The following is a 24,339-nucleotide window of genomic DNA, read 5'->3' on the forward strand; positions in this document are numbered from 1 at the left end:
TATGCTTCTTGGCCGTACGGCAAATGGGCTTTACTGGATGTTTCGCTATATCGAGCGCGCCGAAAACATGGCACGTCTGGTGGATGCGGGGCTACGCATGGCGCTGACCAAAACTTCGGATGCACCGGAAGAGTGGTCTTCTGTGGTTGTGTCAGCTGGTGCAAGCCAGACATTTTCAGCCAAATATCACGCTTATAATGCAGCAAACGTCGCAGACTTTCTGCTGCGGGACATGGATAACCCTTCCAGCGTCATGTCCTGTATGGAAACCGCACGTTCAAATGGTCGCATGGTGAGAACAGCGCTCACCCGCGAAGCGTGGGAAAGTGTCAACGAAGCCTGGATGACGCTGAAGAAATCCCTCTGCAAACCGTTGAAAGAAGCCGATCTTCCACCGCTCCTTGATCAGATAAAGCGGGAAACGGCACTCATACGCGGCGCATTCCATGGGACAATGCTGCGCAACGAAATCTTCGATTTCGCGGGGCTTGGCACATTTATTGAACGCGCAGACAACACTGCGCGCATTCTCGATGTCAAATATTACGTACTGTTGCCCGCCGTCTCCTATGTCGGGACCACGCTCGACAACTATCAATGGGAGTCCATTCTACGCTCCGTTTCAGCGCATCGGTCTTATCGCTGGGTTTATGATGGTGATTATCGCCCATCGCATGTTGCTGATTATCTGATCCTGAATGGCCGTATGCCGCGCTCACTTAATCATTGCTACCAGTGCATAACCGGTCATCTCGGCTTTCTTGGCAAAGACTACGGCGAGAGTGCTGCCTGCCATGCGACTGCGGATAAAATCTACGGCAGCCTGCTAAATCAGGACATTAGTGCGATATTTGATGTCGGTCTGCACGAGTTTCTGACCGAATTCATTACGCGCAATAATCGGCTCGGCAATGAGATCGCCGAAACCTATAATTTTTATTGAGGTGTTCGCTTGCTGCTCAATATCCGGCACGTCTCGCATTATCGCTATGAAAATCCGGTTCCCTATGCGGTGCAGCGCCTGCGTTTGCGCCCACCGACGCTGCCGGGACAACTGGTCAAACATTGGGAGCTGAAAATAGAAGGCGGCGAGCCTGAAGTCTCCTATATTGACGGCTTCGGTAATAAAACCGACCTCGTGCAGCACGCACGAAACATCAACGAGATCATTATTACAGCCAGCGGCAGCGTCGAGGTTGAGGATCGCGTCGGCGTGCTTGGCCCGGTCTATGGTTATGCTCCGCTCTGGCTTTTTGAGCGAGAAACGCCGCTGACCGAACCCGGAGAGCGCATTCGAGCTCTCGCTGGCGATCTCAGCAAAGAGCAGGAGCGTCTTGCATTGCTGCACGAGCTGATGAATGCAGTTCATACAGCGGTCGCCTATATGCCCGGCACCACCAGTGTTGCCACAAATGCAGAAAGTGCGCTTGAGGCAGGCAAGGGCGTTTGTCAGGATCACAGCCACATCTTTCTGTCTGCAGCTCGCTTGCTGGGAATCCCCGCACGCTACATTTCCGGTTATCTGCTGATGGAAGGCATGGAAGAACAGACTGCAAGCCATGCATGGGTAGAAGCACATATCGATGGACTGGGCTGGGTCGGCTTTGATGCTGCAAACAATGTCTGCCCCAATGATCGCTATGTGCGGATTGCAACCGGCCTTGATTACCGTGATGCTGCACCAATTTCAGGAGTAAGGCTTGGAGGAGCGGTTGAAAGCCTTGCGGTACACATCAATGTAGGGCAGTGATTATTTCAATTTACGATTTGCCTGCCGGAAACTGTTGATGACCTATTGCGTTGGAATGAAGATTGATCGCGGCCTTGTGTTTATGTCCGATACCCGGACAAATGCGGGCCTCGACAATATCTCGAAATTCTCGAAAATGCGGAGCTGGACCAAGCCGGGCGAGCGCGTGATCGTGCTCCTGTCGGCAGGCAATCTAGCGACGACGCAAGCCGTTGCGAGCCTGCTTGAAGAGCGCATGAAGGCACCGGAAGAGCGCCATCCTTCGATATTCGAAGCGCCATCCATGTTTCAGGTTGCGCGGCTTATCGGTGATACGGTCAAAGAAGTCATCTCAAATTCGGCCACAGGTGGACAGAATGCGGATGCATTCGGTGCATCCTTCATTCTGGGTGGGCAGATCAAGGGCGGACAGCCACGCCTTTTTTACATCTATCCCGAGGGCAACTTCATCGAGAGTTCAGATGACACGCCGTTTTTCCAGATAGGCGAAAACAAATACGGCAAGCCCATTCTGGTACGAGCCTATCAGCCTGAAATGAGTTTTGAAGACGCGGTGAAACTGCTGTTGGTTTCGTTCGATTCAACGTTGAAGGCTAATCTCTCGGTTGGTCTGCCACTCGATATGCAGATCTATGAAAGCGACGATCTAAAGCTCGGTGAGCATCGCCGCTTTGAAGCGACCGATCCTTACTATCAGACTGTGTCTGAGAGCTGGTCCGAGGCGCTGAAATCGGCACTCGAACAATTACCTTCTTTCAGCTTCGAGAAATAAAGAGAAAGCCGGGCGTTTTATCACCCGGCTTTTTTTGTTTTAGTCCTTCGTCACTGTTGCAACATAGTTGGCATCCGCCACCATATTGAAATTGTGAACGTTGGAAGCCGTTACAGCCGTTTCGATCTGCTGATAGATGACAGTGATCGGACTATCTTCCTGAAATTTTTTCTGAAGATCGTGATACATGGCTTCGCGCTTGGCTGTATCGCGCTCCTCTGCTGCGGCCATTGTTTCCGCTGTCAGCTCGGGAATATCCCAAGAGGCCTGCCAGGCCGTGGTCCGCAAGTTTACCTCATCACCATTATTCGGGTTGTTGGTAAAGGTGACTGCATTTGTATGTGGGTCCCAATAGTCTGGTCCCCAGATGCCAAGCGCCATCTGATGCTTGCGCGCACGGACCTTGGTTGTCGTGAGCTTACCATCGCCCTGCAAAATTTCGACATTCACCCCAGCCTTCGCCATGGTTTGCTGTATGTTTTCTGCGATGCCGACATAAGGCTGTGAGTTGCGAACATCAAGCGTGATGCTGATGCCATCCTTTAGTCCAGCTTTTTCAAGCAGTTCTTTCGCTTTCGCAACATCATACTTGAACGGCTTGTCGTCAGTAGCACCAAACATGCCGAGCGGTAGGAATGACTGATGCGTACGGCCGATACCCTTGATCAGCGTGGCTTCAATCGTATCGTAATCAATCAGATACTTCAGTGCCTGACGCACTTCCGGCTTGGCCAGTTCTGGCACATTCTGGTTTGCGCTCAGAAAGTAGATGCGGCCTTTCGGAGCGTTGATGACGCTGAACTTACTGTCCTTGCCAAGCTCCTCGATGTCGCCCGGTTCAAGATTGCGTGCAATATCAATATCACCCGCCTGAAGCAGCAGGCGTTGCGACATGCCTTCCTTCACATGACGATAGATGACGCGCTTCATCTCAGGCTTCGCGTCTGTATAATTGTCGTTGCGCTCAAGCAGCAGCACTTCATTGGCGCGCCATTGCTTGACGGAAAACGGGCCGGAACCGGCATAACCGTTCTTCAGCCATCCATAACCAAAATCCGTTTCATATGGATTGGTATCGGTCTTTTCGATTTTCTGTTCGTGTTCCTTCACCAGTTTGCTGTCAACGATAGACGCGACACTAGAGGTCAGGCAGTTGAGAACGAAGCTTGGTGCAAAGGCTTTGCCAGTGGTGAAAACAAAAGTCTTATCGTCAACGGCGACCACATTCTGATCGACATTTTCCCGCGTGATACCGAACTGGCTCAATATGAATGCCGGGCTCATGTCGAGCTTGATCGCGCGTTGAATGGAGTAAGCGGCGTCCTGTGCGGTAATCGGATTGCCTGACGCAAATTTCAAACCGTCTCGGATTTTGAACGTGATCGACTTACCGTCGTCTGAAAATGTCCAGCTCTCAGCAATCTGCGGAATGATCTTCGTCGGGTCTTTGGTATCGGTCGTCACCAGGCGCTCGTAAGTACTGGTGAGCATTTCCGATGTTGTGATCTCAAAAATTTCTGCCGGATCGAGCGAAATGACATCATCGATGCTCATCGCGATCACAAGCGTGTCCGCTGGCGTGGCAGCTTCAACAGCCTTAGGCGAGGCCGAGAGGCAAAGCGCAAAGGCAAGTGCTGCCGGAATGCTCGCGCGCATCATTCGTGTCGCAACGACATTCTTATTAAAGCTGAAAAAGGAGGTTTGAGTGTTGGCTTTCATGCGGTGTCCCTCTGGAGATCAGAGCCTATCAAGGCAAATGATCGTCAATGCTCATTGCGTATCCGTCGCGTCTCCCCAGACAGCGACTCTCAAGCACGCGCGAGCATTAGATTCCGTTTTTTGAGGGGGCACAATGGCGGGAATAATTTAGCCGCAAAATAAAAACGGCTGGAAAATCCAGCCGTTAATCTAATGCTTTGAAATAAATTATCCGAAGACTTTAAAGCGGTCGGCATCGTCCATGAATGCCTTTTCGCCGAACGGCTGTTCGTTCGAACCGAAAGGCATCTGCGCGCGCAGTTTCCACGAAGCTGGAATGTTCCAGGTCTTGGCAACTTCTGCATCGATCAGCGGATTGTAGTGCTGAAGGCTTGCACCAATACCTGCATTGGCAAGAGCCGACCAAACCGAAAGCTGAGCCATGCCGCCAGCCTGTTCAGACCAGACTGGGAAATTGTCTGCATAAAGCGCGAAATTTTCCTGAAGACCCTTAACGACGTTCTGGTCTTCAAAGAACAGAACTGTACCCGCACCAGCTGCGAAGCTGTCGAGCTTGGCTTCAGTCTGAGCAAATGCGTCCGCAGGAACGATCTTGTGAAGCACTTCCTTGGCGATGTTCCAAACCTTGTCGCTTTCGGCGCCAAACAGCACAACTGCGCGCGAGCTCTGGGAGTTGAATGACGATGGCGAATGCTTGATGGCTTCGCGGATCAGTTCGGCGACGGAGTCCTGGGAGAGGGGAAGCGTCTTGCCAAGAGCATACTGTGTGCGGCGCTTCTTAAGGGATTCGATATAGCTATTGCTCATCATCAATGTCCTGTTGTTCTGCGATTCTATGCTGCGAACCAATCGCAGCGAGTGGGAAAACTTGTTGCAAATATTGTGATTTTCACACGAGGCGCCAGCCCGTGTTTCTGAAACACACTGTCAACAAATAGGGATGGACAGTCGTATCATTGTCATCCTTTGGTGAACCAAAGTTGCTACGTTTTGGCTGTCTTTAGGATTTTTTCTTTCCCGCCGGTTTAAAATCTGATCAAATTAGTAGGAAACAAGGGAATGCCCAAAATAACGGGTCGATGGATGCGATATCCGTAAACCAGCGACGGGCAATGAGGTCACGATAATTTGAAGTCAATTATTATTATTGGTGGTGGTGCGAGCGGTGTTTTGATGGCCGCGCAGTTGCTTGGACAATCGTCAGATACAAGCGTTCGCATATTCGAGCGATCAGGTGATATCGGGACAGGGATCGCCTATTCAACACAAAACCCCAACCATCTTTTAAATGTTCGCGCCAGTAATATGAGCGCTTTTCCGGAAAAGCCGGATCACTTTTTAAACTGGCTCACAACCAACACCGAAACGCTCAGTGCAAGCGAATGGCAGCCGCAATCTTTTGCACCGCGCGCGTTTTACCGACTTTATCTCCAAAACTTGCTGCAGCCATATCTGACGAGTGAACAGCAGCGTCTTTTTATCGAGTGTTCGGAAGTTTCAGATGTCGCGATTGAAAGCGGCCGTCCGCAGGTCACGAGCTCATCAGGTGAGCTTTTTCCTGCCGATGCCGTTATCATCGCGACAGGAAACGAAGCCGCAATTGCAACATCCGGAAATCATGTAACCGAATATTGGTCCAGCAATGGATATTTCGACATTCCGTCGAATGATTCAGTCGCTATTCTTGGCACTGGCCTATCCATGGTCGATAGCGTGATTTCGTTGCTCGATAGTGGACATAAGGGTGAGATCCACGCAATTTCACGACGCGGACTGCTACCGGCACGCCACGCACCGGCAGATGCTATGTCGATAGACGCAGAACAACTTCCCGTCGCTGATGGTTTGCCCGCTCTGCTGCGTGATGTTCGGCATATGATTGATCAGCGGGAAAACGAAGGCAAAAGCTGGCGCGACGTTATTGACGGATTGCGACCGCATACGAAAAACATCTGGTCTAGATTGCCGATCAGGCAACGCCAGAGTTTTTTGCGTCACTTGCGACCGTGGTGGGACGTGCATCGCCATCGAATGGCGCCCGTCATAGCAGATCGCATTGAAGCTGCACGACAGTCAGGGCAACTAAAAATCATTGCCGCACACCTCGTTTCAGTCAAAAACCAGGCAGAGCACATTTCCATTCTTTACCGACAACGTCGCGGGCTAGCGATAGAACAGCTTGATGCAGCGACGATCATCGATTGCCGTGGCGGTAGTTCCCGTTTTTCAACCACGCGCAACTCTGCACTGATCAGCCTGATGGAAAACGGCTTGGCAAAGCCGGACGCGCTGGATCTTGGTCTTGACGTCACTGCGGATCTGCAAGTTCTCAATGCGCGGGGAGAACCTTCAGGGCCGATCTTTGCCATCGGACCAGTGACCAAAGGCATCTATTGGGAAGTGACGGCTGTGCCTGATATCCGAGTGCAAGCTGATCGTCTGACGAAAGTCCTTCTTGAAGGTTAGGAATCACTCATAAATATCGATAATTCCTGCAACCGGCACTTGTCATTCAGATGCAAAATTTACGCGGCAATATGTCCAGGAAAAAGCGGATATGTGGAAAACCCATACCAAAGACGCGCATTTCCTGGCCATTTGCAGACTAAAATGATTCAAATCATTGCGATAAGCCATTGAAAGCTATTGCCATAATAACCGCTAGCCGGTCATAATAATGACATCGGAATATATGATTCCACTCGACAACTTACCGGAGCGTTTCTGTTGCTGTTTTCTTGAGCGGTGCCTGCTTCGGATCAACCAAGAATTCGGTTTAGGAGGCCTTTAGCGCATGACGATGGACGGCAGAATGCTTTTTTTGCTAGTCCTTCTTCCCTTTCTTGGCAGCGCTATAACAGGTCTATTCAGAGGCGTTGATCGTACAGGATCAGCCTGGTTCACCGCAGCGATCGCAATGGTCGCATTCGTTATAACGGCAAGCCTTTATCCTATCGTTTCAGATGGTGGTGTCATTCGTGGCACAATCGAGTGGCTGCCTGCTTACGGCCTCAACATCACGTTGCGAATGGATGGCTTTGCATGGCTGTTTGCCATGTTGATTACCGGCATCGGCTTGCTGGTCGTCATTTACGCACGCTATTACATGTCGCCGGAAGACCCCGTCCCGCGCTTCTTTTCTTTCCTGCTGTCCTTTATGGGCGCGATGCTCGGCGTGGTGCTTTCGGGCAATATCATTCTGCTCGCAGTCTTCTGGGAACTTACCAGTATTTTCTCATTCCTGCTCATCGGCTACTGGTATCAGAATGCCAGCGCCCGCGATGGCGCACGTATGGCACTCACCGTTACAGGTATTGGTGGATTCTGTCTGCTTGCAGGCGTGCTGCTATTGGGTCACATCGTTGGAAGCTACGATCTCGACAAGGTTCTTGAAGCCGGAAATGTTGTTCGCACGCACCCGCTTTATGTTGTAGCGCTTGTTCTCATTCTTCTGGCCGCATTCACAAAAAGTGCGCAGTTCCCGTTCCATTTCTGGCTGCCAAATGCGATGGCCGCCCCAACGCCAGTTTCGGCCTATCTGCATTCCGCGACAATGGTGAAAGCAGGTGTATTCCTGCTTGCGCGCTTGTGGCCGGTTTTTGCTGGCACTGAAGAATGGTTTTGGATACTCGGTCTCGCTGGCTTGACCACGTTGTTGATCGCGAGTTTCTTCGCTGTATTTCAGCAAGACCTCAAAGGCTTGCTTGCCTATTCGACCATCAGCAATCTTGGTCTCATTACAGCGCTTTTGAGCCTTGGTAGTCCGCTCGCTGCTGTGGCTGCGATCTTCCACATGGTCAACCATGCGATCTTTAAAGCATCGCTTTTCATGGCGGCTGGCATTATCGATCATGAAACCGGCACGCGCGATATGCGAAAGCTTAGCGGCCTGGCGCGAGCGATGCCCTATACGGCAACGCTGGCAATGGTTGCCAGCGCATCGATGGCCGGTGTTCCGCTGCTTAATGGCTTTATTTCCAAGGAAATGTTTTTTGCCGAAGCCGTTGAAACGCACATGGCTTCGTGGCTCGACACGATCACGCCTTATGTTGCAACGCTGGCAGGCATTTTCACGGTCGCCTATTCGATCCGTTTCATCTATTCGACCTTCTTTGGACCGCCGCCACACGACTTGCCAAAAGAGCCGCATGAGCCACCGCATTGGATGCGCCGTCCAATCGAGCTGCTGGTTCTGCTTTGTCTGCTAATCGGCATCATTCCAGCTCTGTCTATCGGTCCATTCCTGCATTCAGCTGTTCTCTCAGTGCTTGGCGATGCTACACCGCAATATAGTCTCTCGGTCTGGCATGGCTTCAACCTGCCACTGATGATGAGCTTTGTTGCGATGATCGGCGGTATCATCCTGTTCTGGGCGCTGAAAAACTATCTTGCGACGAGTGAAGATGGTCCTCCATTGTTCCGTCACCTGCAGGGCCAGCGTATTTTCGAGCGCGTGCTTGTCACGCTTTCATGGAACTGGGCTCGTAAGGCTGAAAGCTTCTTCAGCACACGGCGTCTGCAACCGCAGCTGCGTATTGTTGTTGCCGTTGCACTGGTCGCGGCCGCATGGCCAATTCTCGAAGACGGTATCCATGCCGGAATGCTGGGTGCTCAGCCTGTCGATCCGATTTTCGCAGGCCTATGGATATTGGGTGGAGCCTGCGCGATTGGTGCAGCCTATCAGGCAAAGTATCATCGCCTTGCAGCTCTTATACTCCTCGGCGGCGCTGGCCTGATCACCTGCATCACCTTCGTTTGGCTTTCTGCGCCTGATCTAGCCGTTACACAGCTGCTGGTGGAAATCGTCACAACGGTTCTGCTTCTGCTTGGCCTTCGTTGGCTGCCAAAGCGTTGGGAAGATCCAGATCCGATCCCCGTCAAGTTTGGTCCACGTCTGCGCCGCTATCGTGACTTTGCGCTGGCGATTGGCAGCGGGGTCGGTGTTTTCATCATTTCCTATGCCATGATGACCCGTCCTTCGCCTTTGAGCATCGGTGATTACTTCTTGCAGAACGCCTATTCAGGCGGTGGCGGCAAAAACGTGGTCAACGTTACTCTTGTTGATTTCCGGGCCTTCGATACTTTTGGTGAAATTGCCGTTCTTGGCATTGTGGGTCTCACAGTCTTCGCATTGCTGCGTCGTTTCCGTCCTGCTCCAGACAGCACCGGCTCAACCGCGCAGCAGAAGATTCAGGACGCCTATGATGAGGCAATGGAAGACCGCGAGAAGGGCGAAACGCTCACCGATTATCTCGCAGTGCCGTCCGTAATCATGCAGTGGCTTTTCCCGGTCATCATCGTGCTTGCAGTCCATCTGATCATGCGTGGTCATGATCTGCCGGGTGGCGGGTTTGCTGCGGGTATCACTTTGGCAATCGCGTTTATTCTGCAATATCTGGCAGCTGGTACGCGTTGGGTGGAAGATCACCTGCGCATCCTACCGGTACGCTGGATCGGCGTGGGTTTGCTTGTTTCGGCCGCGACAGGGGCGGGCGCCTGGATATTCGGTTATCCGTTCCTGACATCGTATTTCCAGTATGCCGACATTCCAAATATCGGGAAAATGCCGATTGCGAGTGCGCTTCTGTTTGATATCGGCGTATTTGCTCTGGTCGTGGGTGCCACAGTTCTGATGTTGATCGCGCTGGCTCACCAGTCCATCCGTAAACACCGTGTCGAAAAACTAGCCGCTGCGAAGGAGGAGAACTGATGGAACTTGTTCTCGCTATAGCAATCGGCGTCCTTATGTCGTCCGGCGTTTGGCTAATTCTGCGCCCCCGTACGTTCCAGGTAGCCATAGGTCTGGCGCTCGTCTCCTATGCCGTCAATCTGTTCATCTTTTCGATGGGTCGCCTGCGGACCAATGCACCACCAGTGCTTGACTCCGGTATCAATGTTCAGGCGGCTCAATATACCGACCCAGTGCCACAAGCACTGGTGTTGACTGCTATCGTTATCGGCTTTGCAATGACCGCACTTTTCCTTGTCGTGTTGCTCGCATCGCGCGGAATGACACGTACCGACCATGTCGACGGCAAGGAGAATTGATGATGGATTGGAAATCGCACCTCATCGTCGCTCCCATTCTCCTGCCGCTGGTAACGGCTGCATTGCTGCTGATGTTCGACGAACGCAAGCGCAAGCTGAAGATGGCGATCAACTCGATCTCCATCATAGGCCTGATTGTCATCGCCTTCACATTGCTGGGTGTCGCAAGCGACAAAGCGCCGGCAGCAGATGTTTATCTGATCGGTAACTGGCCAGCTCCATTCGGCATCGTGCTGGTTCTGGACAGACTTGCAGCGCTCATGCTGGTGCTGACAAGTGTACTCGCAATGGCAGCGCTCAGCTTTGCGCTGGCGCATTGGCACAAGGCCAGTCCGAATTTCCATACGATTTTCCAGCTGTTGCTGATGGGGTTGAACGGCGCTTTCCTGACGGGCGATCTATTCAACCTGTTCGTCTTCTTTGAAGTCATGCTGGCAGCGTCCTACGGCCTGGCGTTGCATGGCTCTGGCCCGGCACGCGTTAAAGCCGGTATGCATTATATTGCAGTCAATCTGGTTGCATCGTCCCTGTTCCTGATCGGCGTCAGTCTGATTTATGGTGTCACCGGAACGTTGAATATGGCTGACCTTGCGCAGAAGATTGCACAGGTTACGCCAGAAGATCGTATGCTATTGGAGGCAGGTGCTGCCATCCTTGCCGTCGCCTTCCTGGTGAAGGCGGGTATGTGGCCACTCAATTTCTGGCTCGTACCCGCATATACGGCTGCTGCTGCTCCAATTGCTGCGATCTTTGCAATTATGAGTAAGGTCGGCATTTATGTTCTGCTGCGTCTTTCGCCGCTTATGTTCGGCATTGGAGCAGGGGACTCTTACGGCTTCGGCAGTGACTGGCTTTATTACGGCGGCATGATCACACTGGCCTTTGGCCTTATCGGCGTTGTCGCTTCGCAGGCCATGGGCCGTCTTGCAAGCTACAGCATTCTGGTTTCTTCGGGCACGCTGTTGGCAGCTATTGGCAGTGGTAATACCGCTATGACCGGCGCTGCACTCTTCTATATGGTCAGCTCGACACTGACGATTGCAGCATTCTTCCTGCTGATCGAGCTGGTCGAGCGCGGGCAGGATGCGGCTGCAAACGTTCTCGCTGTTACCATGGAAGCCTATGGTGACGATGAAGAAGAGGACGATGAAGAGGAAGTCGGTGTTGTTTTGCCTGCAACCCTTGCGATCCTCGGAACCTGTTTTGCCATCGTGGCAATTCTGCTGATCGGCCTGCCGCCATTCTCCGGATTTATTGCCAAGTTCCTGATACTCGCAGCCGTATTCAATGGCGACGGGACAGCACCAACACTGGCCATGCCTGTCAGCCCGGCAAGCTGGGCGCTGATCGCGCTTATTCTTCTATCTGGTCTGTCGGCTTTGATTGCGATGACCCGTACCGGCATACGCACCTTCTGGGCATCCCTTGAAGGTAATGTCCCGCGCGTTCTCGTCCGCGAAGTTGTGCCAATCGCCGGTCTTCTGGCCGTGTGTCTGGCGCTCACAATCGCAGCTGGCCCGGCCATGCAATATATGGATGCAACGGCTCGATCATTGCATAGTCCAAAAGATTATATCGATAGTGTCCTGAATGCGCCTCGTGTGGGCCGTGAAACAGTGGAGGTAAAATGAGAAAAATTCTACCTTTCCCGCTGCTCTTCGTTTCGCTGATCATCTTTTGGCTTCTGTTGAACGGGTTTACACGCGCGCAGCTGATACTCGGCGTCTTCATTGCGCTGTTTGCCTGCCATGCAATGACAGCACTTCAGCCGCAGAAGAACCACTTGCGATCTGTACCAACCATGATCTGGCTGTTTGGCGCCGTAAGCCTTGATATTCTCACATCAAACCTTGCTGTGGTGAAACTGATCTTGTCGCCCCGTAAGGAGCGTCATCCAGGCTTCGTTGTTATTCCGCTCGATCTGGAAAACAGAACCGCCCTTGCGGTGCTTGCATGCATCATTACGACGACGCCCGGCACTGCCTGGGTGGATTACAACGTAGCGCGCAAGGCTTTGACAATCCATGTTCTGGATCTGGAAGATGCAAAGGCTTGGCGAACGACCATCAAGCAACGTTATGAGCAGCCGCTTATTCGCATATTCGGAGCAAGAGACATCGTAAAAGAGGAGCAATCGGCATGAGCGCAGTTATTCTTTTCTGGTCGCTGCTCGCTGCACAAGTCATGCTGATTGCTGCAATGGGCTGTGCTGTTTATCGCCTGCTTATCGGTCCGCGCGCGCAGGACCGCGTGCTTGCTACCGATGCGCTTTATCTCAATGCTCTTCTTCTGCTGCTCACATTTGGTATGCGAACTGGCAGCGTTATCTATTTTGAAGCCGCACTGATTATTTCGCTACTCGGTTTTGTTGCAACGGTAGCGCTTGCCAAATTCCTGATGCGCGGGGAGGTGATCGAATGATCGGAGCTGCTGATCTGCCCGTCTGGGCTGCAATCATTATTTCGTTTTTTCTTGTCGCCGGTGCTTTCCTGACGCTCGTCGGATGTATTGGACTTGTTCGTTTTAAGAGTTTTTATGAACGCATTCATGCACCAACGATCGGTTCTTCGTTCGGCGCAGGTGGAATCTTGATCGCTTCCATCATGTTTTTCTCCATCTTGCAATCCAAGCCGATTCTGCATGAAGTGTTGATTACCGTCTTTGTGGTCATCACAACGCCGGTAACGCTCATGTTGCTGAGCCGTGCGGTGATTCATCGTGATCAAACGCAGGACAGCAAAGAGCTCCCTTCATCTTCCGACCAGAAGTGATGGTTGGAAGCGTCGGCTTGAAGCATTTGGAGGAGTGCTAAGGGCTGCGGCCAATTGTCCATATGCGCCTTGCATCCAGACATGCGGATTGAAGGTTCAGGTCATTTGAATTATCTGAATTTCAGTAATTTCTGAAAATTCAGAATTTACGGGAGAGAGAACTTGGAATTATCGCCAATTGTTCAGTCGTTTGTTCTCCACTTTGGAGAGATGGGTAGCCGCTGGGGCATCAACCGCACGGTTGGGCAGATCTATGCGTTGCTCTTTCTATCGTCTGAACCCCTGTGTGCGGATGATATTGTTGATGCGCTTGGTGTTTCACGCTCCAACGTCTCGATGGGTATCCGCGAGTTGCAGGGCTGGAATCTTGTGCTGCTGAAGCACATACCCGGTGATCGCCGTGACTTCTTCACGACGCCGGGTGATGTGTGGGTGATTTTGCGAACGCTTGCCGAAGAGCGCAAGAAGCGCGAGATCGATCCGACCTTGTCCGTACTGCGCGAAGTTCTGATGGAACAGCCGCAGGACGCTGGCGACCGTTATGCGCAAGATCGCATGAAGGACATGTATGCGCTGATCGAGCGTCTTACTAACTGGTACGACGACGTCAAGAAACTCGATACCGACAGATTGACCAGCCTTCTGGCGCTCGGCGCCAAGGTTACCCGCTTTCTGGAGACGACCGATAGGATCGTGGCTCTGGGACGCGGAAGAACAGCGGCCAAGAAGGAGCCTAAACGCGAGTGAAACCCGTTGCCCCCCGAACGGAAGAAACGGCACAACAAGACGGCGAAACTCCTGGCGACAAACGTCGCCCGCCTCGGCGTCCAGTTCCGGCTCTGCTCAAAACGGGGGCTAGGTTTCAGGCAGTGGCAGCACTTTTATGGCTGCCACAAGCCGCACTTCTCGCCTATGGCGTAGGCTATCTGGCCGATACTGGTTTTGACGCCACCATCTATTATCTGGCTGCCGGATTGTTTCTTATAGGTTGCTTACGCAGCCTGCTCGATGCACGCGGCGCAACCAAGGCTTTCGACGCAGCTCGCAGTGAGCTTGCCAGCTTACGCGAAAAAGCAGTCATCGCCTTATCCAAGCGCTCTCCACTTGATACATCGCGTCCATCTTCCGGCGAAGCCGCCAGCATATTGGCCGAGCAGGCCGAGATGGTCGTTCCTTATCTCTCCCGCTTTGTGCCTGTGCGTATTCGCGTGATGCTGGTTCCACTGGCGATACTCGCAGTTGTCCTGTGGTTTTCATGGATAGCTGCGCTCATTCTGCTCATTGCCGCACCTCTGATCCCGATTTTCATGGCGCTCATTGGCTGGCGCGCAAAGGCTGCCAGCGAAAAACAACTCGTCGCTTTAGGCGATATGAATGGCTTCCTGCTTGATCGTCTACGTGGCCTTGCAACAATCCGCAGCTTCCATGCTGTAGATATGACCGCTACACGTTTGCGCGACAATGCCGAGACTTTGCGTCGCAAAACGATGATCGTTCTGCGCATCGCATTCCTCTCATCCGCAGTGCTCGAACTGTTTGCTGCCTTGGGTGTCGCCATGGTTGCCGTCTATATCGGTTTCCATCTGCTCGGCCCTCTGGATTTCGGTGCATGGGGGCACAAGCTCACACTTGCGGAAGGCTTGTTCATTCTTCTGCTTTCGCCAGCATTCTTCGAGCCTCTGCGTGATCTGTCGGCTGTCTGGCATGATCGCGCTTCGGGTGAAGCGGCAATTGATGCCCTAGAACAGCTTGCAAAGCATGAAATGCCGGTGGTGGGCACTATCAAGCCTATTGGCGACGTTACAAACGAACCCTCGGTGATGTTGCGTAATGTCCGTTTTCGCTATGCCACGGGCACCGCAGATATATTCAACAGTTTTAATCTTGATATCGAGCCGGGCGAGCATGTGGCTCTGCTTGCGCCAAGTGGGTATGGCAAATCGACCTTGCTGGCCCTGATCGCAGGTCTGGCCGCACCACAGGAAGGCGAAATCCGGGTTGGGAATATCGCTTTGAGCGATGAAACTGCTGCTGCAATTCGCACCCGCATGAGCTGGGTGGGTCAAAAGCCGCATATTTTCGCGGGCAGCGCCCGGTATAACATCAGTTTAGGCCGCGATGCTGATGTAATGAAAACATCATCCATCATCGATCAGATGGCACTCAGCCATGTCGCGGGTGTCACCGGCTCCGGAGTTATTGGCGAAAACGGCGCAGGCCTTTCTGGCGGCGAAGCGCTGCGATTAGCCCTCGCACGGATCGTCGTCGATGATCATGCAGACATTATTCTTGCCGATGAGCCAACCGCGCATCTTGACCAAGAAACAGCAGGCCGCATCGCCGACAGTCTGGTTAGTCTCGCCAAGGGCAAGACGCTGATCATCTCCACGCATGACGAGAAACTCGCTAGCCGTATGGATCGGATCGTCCGGCTTGATGATCTGAGCGCAAATGCGCAGCTCTGGCAGAAGAGGGCCGCAGAATGAACGGCCTTCAATCACTTCGTCCGATCCTTCAGCTCTTTTTCCGCACAAAGGGTACAGCACTTTATGCAGGCATAGCGGCAGCCACCGCGACTGTTCTGGCAGGCATAGCGTTGCTCGGCCTATCAGGTTGGTTCATCACAGCCACAGCGATTGCTGGTCTTAGCGTTGCAACAGCGGTCGTGTTTGATGTTTTTGCACCTGCTGCGGGCATTCGGCTGCTTGCCATTCTGCGTACTGGCGCGCGCTATCTTGAACGCCTCGTCACGCATGATGCGACGCTTGCAATTCTTGCAGCGCTCCGCGAAAAACTGTTTCGCGCCTGGGCGCGGCCTGCCGCAGCCAGCAGCTTGCTCAAAAGGCCTGCTCGGCTTCTCTTCAGGCTGACAGCGGATATCGACGCACTCGACTCCCTCTACCTGCGCGTGCTTGTTCCGGCAGGGGCAGCACTCGCAACAGCCTTTGTTGCTGGTATTGCAATTGGCCTCATGCATCCGCTTTTCGGATTGGTCATCGCGCTGACATTGCTTTGTGTCGGTCTTGGATTGCCACTTGTTGCGGCCAAACGCTCGGAAAAGCCGATGCGCCAACGCGCCAAAGGAACTGAAGCCCTGCGTGCGCGAACTGTCGATCTGGTGGCAGGTCAAACCGAACTCGTCATGGCCGGACGCATGGATCATCAGAACGCCTCGATCATGCGTGCCGATAGCTACATTGCCTCAAGTGACCGGATACTTAATCGTATCGAAGTTTCGACCGGGGCAGGGCTAGGCATTCTTCATGCAGGGCTCCTTGCCGGTGGTTTGATTGGCACTGGTTTGCTGATGCAGGCGGGCCTAATCAATGCGCCTGTTGCAGCACTTGGACTGTTGATAATTCTCGGTGCTATGGAGCCCTTTGCTGCGCTAAGACGCGGTGCAATGGAACTCGGCCGCACTATACTCGCTGCGCGTCGTGTTGCTCCGGCACTCCATGCGACGGATGCAATTCAAACGCTCACTTTGCCTGCCGAGGGCGATGCGGTCCAGCTTGAGAATGTAACTGTCCGCCACGAGGGCTCCAGCACGAAAGCGCTCAATGCCATTAATCTGAATATCGCGACTGGCGAACGCGTTGCGCTTATCGGAACCAGTGGGGCCGGTAAATCCACGCTGTTTAACGTGCTTGCGGGCGAAATTCGGGCCAAAAGCGGTGAGATTTACGTCCTTCCTGCACGGCTTCTCACACAGCGCACCGAGCTTTTCAAAGACAGTCTTCGAAACAATCTCAAGCTCGCAAAACCTGATGCCACCGATGCTGATTTGAATGCCGCATTGGAAGCTGCAGGGCTTGGCGACTTTATGAAAACCCAAGCCGAAGGACTGGATACAGTTCTGGGCGAAGGGGGACTGGGGCTTTCTGGCGGTCAGGCCAGACGCCTTGCTTTGGCTCGCCTGTTTCTGACCGACGCTCCGCTGTGGCTTCTGGATGAACCCACGGAAGGGCTTGATCAGGCAACCGCTGAGGATGTGCTTCGCCGCCTCAGTGAACAGGCAAAGGGCCGTAGCCTGTTGATAGCAACGCATATTCAGCGCGAGGCACAGATTTGTGATCGAGCGATTGTTTTGGATCAAGGCGTGCTGGTTCAATCGGTGAACAAAGGAGAGCCGTCGTTTGGCACAACCCTCAATTCCTTGAGGTGAAATTTGAGTAGGGGGGCTGTTTGCTGATATCATATCAGTGACAGCTCGTAACATCAGGAGGGCCGGATTTGCCGGCTTAAAGAGATGGAATTCGATATTGTCTCCCTGTCGCGATTGCAGTTTGCAATCACGGCACTTTATCACTTCCTCTTCGTACCTCTGACATTGGGTCTATCCGTGCTGCTTGCCATCATGGAAACCGTATATGTTATGACCGGAAGACTCATCTGGCGGCAGATGACGAAATTCTGGGGTACGCTGTTTGGTATTAACTTCGTTATGGGCGTCGCGACCGGCGTTGTGATGGAATTTCAGTTCGGCATGAACTGGAGCTATTACAGCCATTATGTCGGCGACATTTTCGGAGCGCCGCTGGCAATTGAAGGCATGATGGCCTTCTTCCTTGAAGCGACCTTCGTTGGTCTATTCTTCTTCGGCTGGGATAAACTGTCCAAAGTGGGCCACCTTATGGCCACTTATGCAGTCGCCGCCGGTTCCAATTTTTCTGCGCTTTGGATTCTGATTGCGAATGGCTGGATGCAAAATCCGGTTGGTTCGGCTTTCAATCCCGAAACCATGCGCATGGAAATCACCGATTTCTTCGCAGTTCTTATGAACCCGGTTGCGCAGGCGAAATTCGTGCATACGGTTTCGGCTGGCTATGTAACCGCTTCGATTTTCGTGCTCGGTGTTTCTGCCTGGTACTTGTTGAAAGGCCGCTCCACCGAACTCGCCAAGCGGTCGATGACAGTTGCCGCATCCTTTGGTCTGGCGGCATCGCTTTCTGTTGTCGTTCTGGGTGACGAAAGCGGTTATCTCGCCAACGAACATCAGAAGATGAAAATCGCGGCAATCGAAGCCATGTGGGAAACAGAGCCAGCTCCGGCTTCGTTCACAGCGTTTGGTTTCCCTGACCAGGAATCCCGCGAAACCCATTATGCCGTGCATATTCCTTGGGTTATGGGTCTGATTGGAACACGCTCGCTGACAACGCCGATTGAAGGTATTGAACAGCTTGTCGGGAACGCTGAGGGCCATATCCGCAAGGGTATTATTGCCTATGACGCGTTGCAGCAGATCCGCGCTGCTGGCGATACAAATGCTGTGTCACAAGAGGTGAAAGATACCTTTGCCGATAACAGTCAGTGGATGGGCTACGCGCTTCTTCTGAAGCGTTATGTCGATGATCCACGTCAGGCAACGGATGCACAGATTACGCAGGCTGCGAACGATACTGTTCCCGGAGTTCTGCCGCTGTTCTGGGCCTTCCGCATCATGGTGGGTATCGGCTTCTTCCTGATCCTGCTGACCGGCACATTCTTCGTGCTTTCAGCGCGCCGTGCGCTGGATCGTCATCGGTTCCTGCTGAAAGTCGCAGTCTTTGCCATTCCGCTTCCATGGATTGCAGCTGAAATGGGCTGGATTGTTGCCGAATTCGGGCGACAGCCATGGATTATTGAAGGCATTCTGCCAACCGCAGTCGCCGTCTCCAATCTTGGTGCTTCGACGGTTCTCTTCACCATCGTCGGCTTTGTCGCGATCTACACGGTCCTGTTCATCATCGAGATGGGCCTGATGCTGCGCGCGATCAAAGCCGGACCTGAACCCGACAGCAAACCGGAAGCAAAGCTTGCCCCTGCAAGCATTGCGCCAGCGGAGTAAAGATCATGATACTCAGCGATTTGTTGGACTATGAAACACTGCGCATCATCTGGTGGGTGCTGCTAGGGGTATTGTTGATCGGCTTTGCCGCAATGGATGGTTTCGACCTTGGTGTCGGTACACTTTTGCCATTCATCGGCAAAACCGACATTGAACGCCGTGTCATCATTAACACCATTGGCCCTGTCTGGGAAGGCAATCAGGTTTGGCTGATCCTTGGCGGCGGCGCAATTTTCGCCGCCTGGCCACCACTTTATGCGGTGTCTTTCTCTGGCTTCTATCTGGCGATGTTCGCCATATTGTTCGCGCTCATCCTGCGCCCGGTCGGCTTCAAATTCCGCTCCAAGCGGGACAGCGTGGCCTGGCGGACAGGCTGGGACTGGGCATTGTTCATCGGCGGTTTCGTGCCATCGTTGATCTTCGGTGTTGCCGTCGGCAATGTGCTTCAAGGCGTGCCGTTCCGCTTTAATGACGATCTCCAGATCTTCTACGACGGAACGTTCTTCGGCTTGCTCAATCCGTTTGCACTTCTTTGCGGTGTAATTTCATTGACCATGCTTATTATGCACGGTTCCGCATGGCTTGTTCTGAAGACAACGGGTGTCGTGCAAGCGAGGGCCCGTGCCTATGGCAGCATCGCCGCACTGCTAACCAGTGTTCTTTATGTCGTTGCCGGTGTCATCAGCTGGTATTGGGTTTCGGGCTACAAGATCACCAGCGCCGTCGTTACCGGAGGGCCATCCAATCCGCTACGCAAGGCTGTCGAGCTTGATCATGGTGCATGGTTCGTCAACTATATGAACTATCCGGTATTGCTGATCGCGCCAGCTCTGGGCATCCTGGGGCCATTGCTTCTGTTTGTTTTGTTCCGCAGCAAACGTGAAGTGGCACCATTGCTTATCGGTAAGCTGTCGATCTTCGGCATCATCTCATCGGTTGGCGTTTCGATGTTCCCATTCATCCTGCCATCGTCGGCCGATCCACGGTCAAGCCTGACAGTTTGGGATGCATCGTCGAGCCATATGACCCTGTTCATCATGCTGGTGGTTACGCTTATCTTCCTGCCGCTCATCGTCGCCTATACGTCGTGGGTCTACAAAGTACTTTGGGGCAAGGTTGAGCAGCGCGACATCGAGGATGAAAGCAACCACGCTTATTAATCTATCTGCGGGCGCTTGCAGCCCGCATAACCCCAATCAAGAAAGGAGAGCAAGATGTGGTATTTTTCCTGGCTTCTGGGCCTGCCGCTTGCTGCAGCTTTCGCAGTTCTGAATGCCATGTGGTACGAGTTGATGGATGACAGGGCGCGAAAGCGCCTTGCCGGAGACCCGACCGCCGATCTGGCGCGCGAAGGCAACAAGCATCACTGAATTGAGAAAAGCGGTCCGGAAACGGGCCGCTTCTTTTTCGTATCACGATACCGATTGAGCGACACAGCGCATGATGCATCTGTGGACAAAATGCCTCATCCCACGATCATTATTGCTTATAAAGGTTTGGTAAGCGCTCGAATAGTACCAATTGGTACTGACGTTATCGTCAATTATGCGCAATAATGTTGCGTTCTCGACATCAAATATTACCAGATAAAACATATATAAAAACAGTCGTATAAGCTTGTTTCGGGAAGGGCCGTACACCTTCATTCGGCCCACCGAGAACGCTTTTGGAATTCAGGCCCTGACGCCTTTGAAGAATAATCTTGCTTTATTCTGAAACCCGTTCCACCCTGACAAAAGTGAAATCGGAGGAGGAAACCGGCTTCACGTCGCATGGGAGGAAATGAAGCTGATCTCATCTGGATTGGCTCTCGGCTGCACTTAAAGCTCGCAGCCGGAACAAAACGCAATTTCTCCCGTTCGACATTTTGTGCAAGTTTACGAGGAACACCTGCATGAGCGATGATGTCGTACTTTCTCTGCATGTCCCAGAACCGGAGTGGCGCCCCGGCGATGCTCCAGATTTCTCCCACGTTAAAATTCCGCGGGCAGGGAGTGTCAGACGTCCGGAGATAGACGAAAAGCCGGAAGCCATGCGCGATCTGGCTTTCAGCATCATCCGTGTGCTGAACCGCGAAGGCGAGGCGGTTGGCCCCTGGGCGGGTACGCTGACCGATGACGAGCTGAAAGACGGTCTCCGCCACATGATGATCCTGCGTGCTTACGATGCCCGCATGATGATGGCGCAACGACAGGGTAAAACCTCGTTCTATATGCAGCATCTGGGTGAAGAGGCGGTCAGTTGCGCGTTCCGCAAGGCGCTGCGTAAAGGCGACATGAATTTCCCGACTTATCGGCAGGCAGGGCTTCTCATCGCCGACGACTACCCGCTCGTCACCATGATGAACCAGATTTTCTCCAATGAGCAGGACCCGCTTAAAGGTCGCCAGTTGCCGGTGATGTATTCCTCGAAAGAGCATGGCTTCTTCACCATTTCCGGCAATCTTGCCACGCAATACACGCAGGCTGTGGGCTGGGCGATGGCTTCAGCCATCAGCCATGACACCAAAATTGCAGCTGCATGGATTGGCGACGGCTCGACCGCTGAAAGTGACTTCCACGCGGCACTTGTTTTTGCATCCACCTATAAAGCCCCGGTGGTGATGAATATCGTCAACAACCAATGGGCAATCTCAACATTTCAGGGCATTGCACGCGGTGGTTCGGGCACTTTTGCGGCCCGCGGACATGGCTTTGGCATTCCGTCACTTCGCGTAGATGGCAACGACTATCTTGCGGTTCATGCGGTTGCGAAATGGGCAGTCGAACGCGCACGCCGTAATCTTGGCCCGACTATCATTGAATATGTCACCTATCGCGCTGGCGGGCACTCGACGTCTGACGATCCTTCCGCTTATCGTCCAAAGGCCGAAAGCGATGCCTGGCCTCTTGGTGATCCAGTCTTGCGACTCAAAAACCACCTGATCCTGCGTGGCGTATGGTCTGACGAACGGCACAAACAAGCAGAAGCGGAAATTCTGGATCTCGTCGTCAGTGCACAGCGCGAAGCAGAAGCTATCGGCACGCTTCATGATGGTCGGAAGCCGTCGATGCGCGACATGTTTGAAGATGTTTATGCCGAAACACCGCCGCACCTTATTCGCCAGCGTCAGGAGGCGGGGTTCTAATCATGACAAAACTAACGATGATTGAGGCGATCCAGAACGCCCACGACATTGCCATGGAGCGCGACCAGAAAGTCGTCGTGTTCGGCGAAGACGTTGGTTACTTCGGCGGCGTTTTCCGCTGCACAGCCGGTTTGCAGAAGAAATACGGCAAGGAGCGCTGCTTCGATGCACCAATCAGCGAGCTCGGCATTGTCGGCACCGCGATTGGCATGGCGTCTTACGGCTTGCGTCCATGCATTGAAGTGCAGTTCGCTGACTATGTCTATCCGGCCTATGACCAGATCGTTTCAGAAGCCGCACGCCTTCGCTATCGTTCTGCGGGCGAGTTTACCTGTCCTATTGTTATCCGTATGCCTTCAGGCGGTGGCATTTATGGTGGGCAGACGCACAGCCAAAGTCCGGAAGCGCTTTTCACCCATGTTTCCGGTCTGAAGACCGTGATGCCTTCAACGCCTGCCGATGCCAAAGGCCTGCTGCTGGCAGCAATTGAAGATCCCGATCCGGTCATCATGTTTGAGCCGAAGCGCCTTTATAACGGACCTTTTGACGGACATCACGACAAGCCCGTCACTTCTTGGAAAAAGCATGAGCTGGGCGAAGTGCCAGAAGGCTACTATACCGTGCCGCTTGGCAAGGCTGCAATCCGACGTGAAGGCAGCGATGTGACTGTTCTGGCCTATGGCACGATGGTTCATGTGGCATTAGCAGCGACTGAAGAAACCGGCGTCGATGCCGAAGTGATTGACCTGCGCACGCTGCTCCCGCTCGACACGGAAACAATTATGGCTTCCGTCAGGAAGACCGGGCGTTGCGTCATTGTGCATGAAGCAACATTGACCTGCGGTTACGGCGCCGAGCTTGCGGCACTCGTGCAGCGCGAATGTTTCTATCATCTCGAAGCACCGATCATCCGCGTGACCGGCTGGGATACGCCATACCCACACGCGCAGGAGTGGGCTTATTTTCCGGGGCCAGATCGCGTCGGTCGTGCACTCGTTTCAATCATGGAGGCTTAAATGGCTCATTTTGCGATCAAGCTCCCTGATGTTGGCGAAGGCGTTGCAGAGGCTGAACTTGTCGAATGGCATGTGAAGGTTGGCGATATCGTCCGGGAGGACGATCTGCTCGCTGCCGTCATGACCGATAAGGCAACAGTTGAAATCCCTTCCTCGCGCAGCGGTAAAGTCATCGCGGTGAATGGCGAAATCGGCGAGAAAATTGCTGTTGGCTCCGAACTGGTTCGCCTTGAAATAGAAGGTGGAAGCAGCGAACAAAAAGCGGAAGCGCCGGAACCTGTCGCTGCCGCTCCTGCTGAATCCCTCACGCCGCCAGCAGCCAGCGCGGACGCGCCTGTGCTGTTACAGACGCCGGTTCCACCTAAACCTGCTGCGCTGAAAAAAGAAACCTCAAGCCGGGCTTTTGCCGGAGCTGGGCCGGTGCGCGCAGAAGGTGAAAAACCGCTGGCAACACCATCGGTCAGGTTGCGCGCACGCGACGCAGGCATTGATTTAAGACGTGTCAAAGGTAGCGGCCCTGCAGGGCGCATTACGCATGAAGATCTGGACGCCTTTTTCCAGACTGAGAGCGGAGCCGCGTCTGCAGTGTCGGGTTATGTTGCAGACACCTCAATCAACGAGATCAAGGTTATCGGCCTGCGGCGCAAGATTGCAGAGCGTATGGCCGAAGCAAAACGCCATATTCCGCACATTACTATCGTTGAAGAAGTGGATGTGACACAGCTTGAAGACCTTCGCACGGGGCTTAACAATGAGAAGAAGGAAGGGCGTCCGCGCCTGACCTTGCTACCATTTGTTATCCGTACAATCGTCAAGGCAGTCAAAGAACAGCCTGGTCTCAACGCACATTTCGATGATGAAGCAGACATAATTCGCCAGTTTGGCGGTGTGCATGTGGGCATTGCCACACAGACGCCAAACGGTCTTATCGTGCCGGTGGTTCGCCACGCGGAAAGCCTTTCTGTATTTACCGCAGCATCGGAGTTTGTCCGAGTGACGGAAGCAGCGCGCAACGGCACAGCCAAGCGCGAAGAACTGACAGGCTCGACCATAACCATCACGTCATTGGGGCCACTTGGTGCGATCGCAACCACGCCGATTATCAACCGGCCCGAAGTGGCGATTATCGGCATCAACAAAATGGCCGTGCGCCCGATGTGGGACGGCACACAATTTGTGCCGCGTAAAATGATGAACCTGTCGTGCAGCTTCGACCATCGCGTTATCGATGGATGGGATGCGGCAGTATTCGTGCAGAAGCTGAAGAGCCTGCTTGAAACGCCTGCGATGATTTTTGTAGAGGGCTGAT

At 53.3% G+C, this 24,339-nt stretch carries 21 protein-coding genes; 19 read left to right on the top strand and 2 right to left on the bottom strand.

The window, feature by feature from the left end:
* The first annotated feature begins 1 nt into the window (after position 1).
* Genes CEV34_RS24330 through CEV34_RS24340 form a run of 3 tightly spaced genes read left to right on the top strand, consistent with a single transcriptional unit; the run spans position 2 to position 2,522 of the window.
* Positions 2-943: an alpha-E domain-containing protein gene (locus CEV34_RS24330; protein WP_064321734.1), complete on the top strand. Its 942-nt coding sequence runs from the start codon at positions 2-4 to the stop codon at positions 941-943.
* Positions 944-952: 9 nt separating this feature from the next.
* Positions 953-1,750, top strand: a complete 798-nt coding sequence (locus CEV34_RS24335; protein ID WP_094544726.1) for a transglutaminase family protein — start codon at positions 953-955, stop codon at positions 1,748-1,750.
* A 37-nt stretch (positions 1,751-1,787) separates the two neighbouring features.
* Entirely contained in the window at positions 1,788-2,522 is a 735-nt protein-coding gene (locus CEV34_RS24340; protein ID WP_007879208.1) for a proteasome-type protease, read from the top strand.
* Between the two features lie 39 nt (positions 2,523-2,561).
* Here CEV34_RS24340 and CEV34_RS24345 read toward each other — a convergent pair whose 3' ends face one another.
* Both CEV34_RS24345 and CEV34_RS24350 read right to left on the bottom strand, forming a co-directional pair.
* Positions 2,562-4,241, bottom strand: a complete 1,680-nt coding sequence (locus CEV34_RS24345; RefSeq protein ID WP_007879203.1) for an ABC transporter substrate-binding protein — start codon at positions 4,239-4,241, stop codon at positions 2,562-2,564.
* A 207-nt stretch (positions 4,242-4,448) separates the two neighbouring features.
* Positions 4,449-5,048 carry a nitroreductase family protein gene (locus CEV34_RS24350; protein WP_007879201.1) on the bottom strand — a complete coding sequence of 200 codons (600 nt, stop codon included), beginning with the start codon at positions 5,046-5,048 and terminating at the stop codon, positions 4,449-4,451.
* A 321-nt stretch (positions 5,049-5,369) separates the two neighbouring features.
* Between CEV34_RS24350 and CEV34_RS24355 the strand changes: the two genes are divergently transcribed.
* From CEV34_RS24355 to CEV34_RS24430, 16 genes are all read left to right on the top strand, one after another.
* Entirely contained in the window at positions 5,370-6,707 is a 1,338-nt protein-coding gene (locus CEV34_RS24355) for an FAD/NAD(P)-binding protein (RefSeq protein WP_007879200.1), read from the top strand.
* Positions 6,708-7,035: 328 nt separating this feature from the next.
* Positions 7,036-9,951 (top strand): monovalent cation/H+ antiporter subunit A, encoded by a 2,916-nt coding sequence (locus CEV34_RS24360; protein ID WP_007879197.1) that lies wholly within the window; start codon positions 7,036-7,038, stop codon positions 9,949-9,951.
* On the top strand, positions 9,951-10,289 hold the full coding sequence (locus CEV34_RS24365; protein ID WP_007879195.1) for a Na+/H+ antiporter subunit C: 339 nt from the start codon (positions 9,951-9,953) through the stop codon (positions 10,287-10,289). Before CEV34_RS24360 ends, CEV34_RS24365 begins: the two co-directional genes overlap by 1 nt.
* Positions 10,290-10,291: 2 nt before the next feature.
* On the top strand, positions 10,292-11,920 hold the full coding sequence (locus tag CEV34_RS24370; RefSeq protein ID WP_007879193.1) for a monovalent cation/H+ antiporter subunit D: 1,629 nt from the start codon (positions 10,292-10,294) through the stop codon (positions 11,918-11,920).
* Positions 11,917-12,432, top strand: coding sequence for a Na+/H+ antiporter subunit E (locus CEV34_RS24375; protein ID WP_007879190.1), 516 nt, complete (start codon positions 11,917-11,919; stop codon positions 12,430-12,432). The genes CEV34_RS24370 and CEV34_RS24375 overlap by 4 nt, the downstream gene beginning before the upstream one ends.
* Positions 12,429-12,710 carry a K+/H+ antiporter subunit F gene (locus CEV34_RS24380; RefSeq protein WP_007879189.1) on the top strand — a complete coding sequence of 94 codons (282 nt, stop codon included), beginning with the start codon at positions 12,429-12,431 and terminating at the stop codon, positions 12,708-12,710. The genes CEV34_RS24375 and CEV34_RS24380 overlap by 4 nt, the downstream gene beginning before the upstream one ends.
* The gene (mnhG, locus tag CEV34_RS24385; RefSeq protein WP_007879184.1) at positions 12,707-13,060 is read left to right on the top strand and encodes a monovalent cation/H(+) antiporter subunit G; all 354 of its coding nucleotides are present in this window, start codon (positions 12,707-12,709) and stop codon (positions 13,058-13,060) included. Before CEV34_RS24380 ends, mnhG begins: the two co-directional genes overlap by 4 nt.
* Positions 13,061-13,222: 162 nt before the next feature.
* Positions 13,223-13,807: a GbsR/MarR family transcriptional regulator gene (locus CEV34_RS24390; protein ID WP_171379675.1), complete on the top strand. Its 585-nt coding sequence runs from the start codon at positions 13,223-13,225 to the stop codon at positions 13,805-13,807.
* The gene (gene cydD, locus CEV34_RS24395; protein WP_007879180.1) at positions 13,804-15,546 is read left to right on the top strand and encodes a thiol reductant ABC exporter subunit CydD; all 1,743 of its coding nucleotides are present in this window, start codon (positions 13,804-13,806) and stop codon (positions 15,544-15,546) included. Before CEV34_RS24390 ends, cydD begins: the two co-directional genes overlap by 4 nt.
* Positions 15,543-17,225 (top strand): thiol reductant ABC exporter subunit CydC, encoded by a 1,683-nt coding sequence (cydC, locus tag CEV34_RS24400; RefSeq protein ID WP_007879173.1) that lies wholly within the window; start codon positions 15,543-15,545, stop codon positions 17,223-17,225. Before cydD ends, cydC begins: the two co-directional genes overlap by 4 nt.
* An 84-nt stretch (positions 17,226-17,309) precedes the next feature.
* Positions 17,310-18,887: a cytochrome ubiquinol oxidase subunit I gene (locus CEV34_RS24405; RefSeq protein ID WP_007879171.1), complete on the top strand. Its 1,578-nt coding sequence runs from the start codon at positions 17,310-17,312 to the stop codon at positions 18,885-18,887.
* 5 nt (positions 18,888-18,892) lie between these two features.
* Entirely contained in the window at positions 18,893-20,047 is a 1,155-nt protein-coding gene (gene cydB, locus CEV34_RS24410; protein ID WP_007879169.1) for a cytochrome d ubiquinol oxidase subunit II, read from the top strand.
* 54 nt (positions 20,048-20,101) lie between these two features.
* A complete protein-coding gene (gene cydX, locus CEV34_RS24415) occupies positions 20,102-20,257 on the top strand; it encodes a cytochrome bd-I oxidase subunit CydX (RefSeq protein ID WP_007879168.1) in 156 nt (51 codons plus the stop codon).
* Positions 20,258-20,781: 524 nt separating this feature from the next.
* Positions 20,782-22,014 (top strand): 3-methyl-2-oxobutanoate dehydrogenase (2-methylpropanoyl-transferring) subunit alpha, encoded by a 1,233-nt coding sequence (locus CEV34_RS24420; RefSeq protein WP_007879165.1) that lies wholly within the window; start codon positions 20,782-20,784, stop codon positions 22,012-22,014.
* A 2-nt stretch (positions 22,015-22,016) separates the two neighbouring features.
* On the top strand, positions 22,017-23,030 hold the full coding sequence (locus CEV34_RS24425; protein WP_007879164.1) for an alpha-ketoacid dehydrogenase subunit beta: 1,014 nt from the start codon (positions 22,017-22,019) through the stop codon (positions 23,028-23,030).
* Positions 23,031-24,338: a dihydrolipoamide acetyltransferase family protein gene (locus CEV34_RS24430; protein WP_094544727.1), complete on the top strand. Its 1,308-nt coding sequence runs from the start codon at positions 23,031-23,033 to the stop codon at positions 24,336-24,338.
* The last annotated feature ends 1 nt before the right edge of the window (position 24,339 follow it).

The organism is Brucella pseudogrignonensis (assembly GCF_002252525.1).
Lineage (GTDB): Bacteria > Pseudomonadota > Alphaproteobacteria > Rhizobiales > Rhizobiaceae > Brucella > Brucella pseudogrignonensis.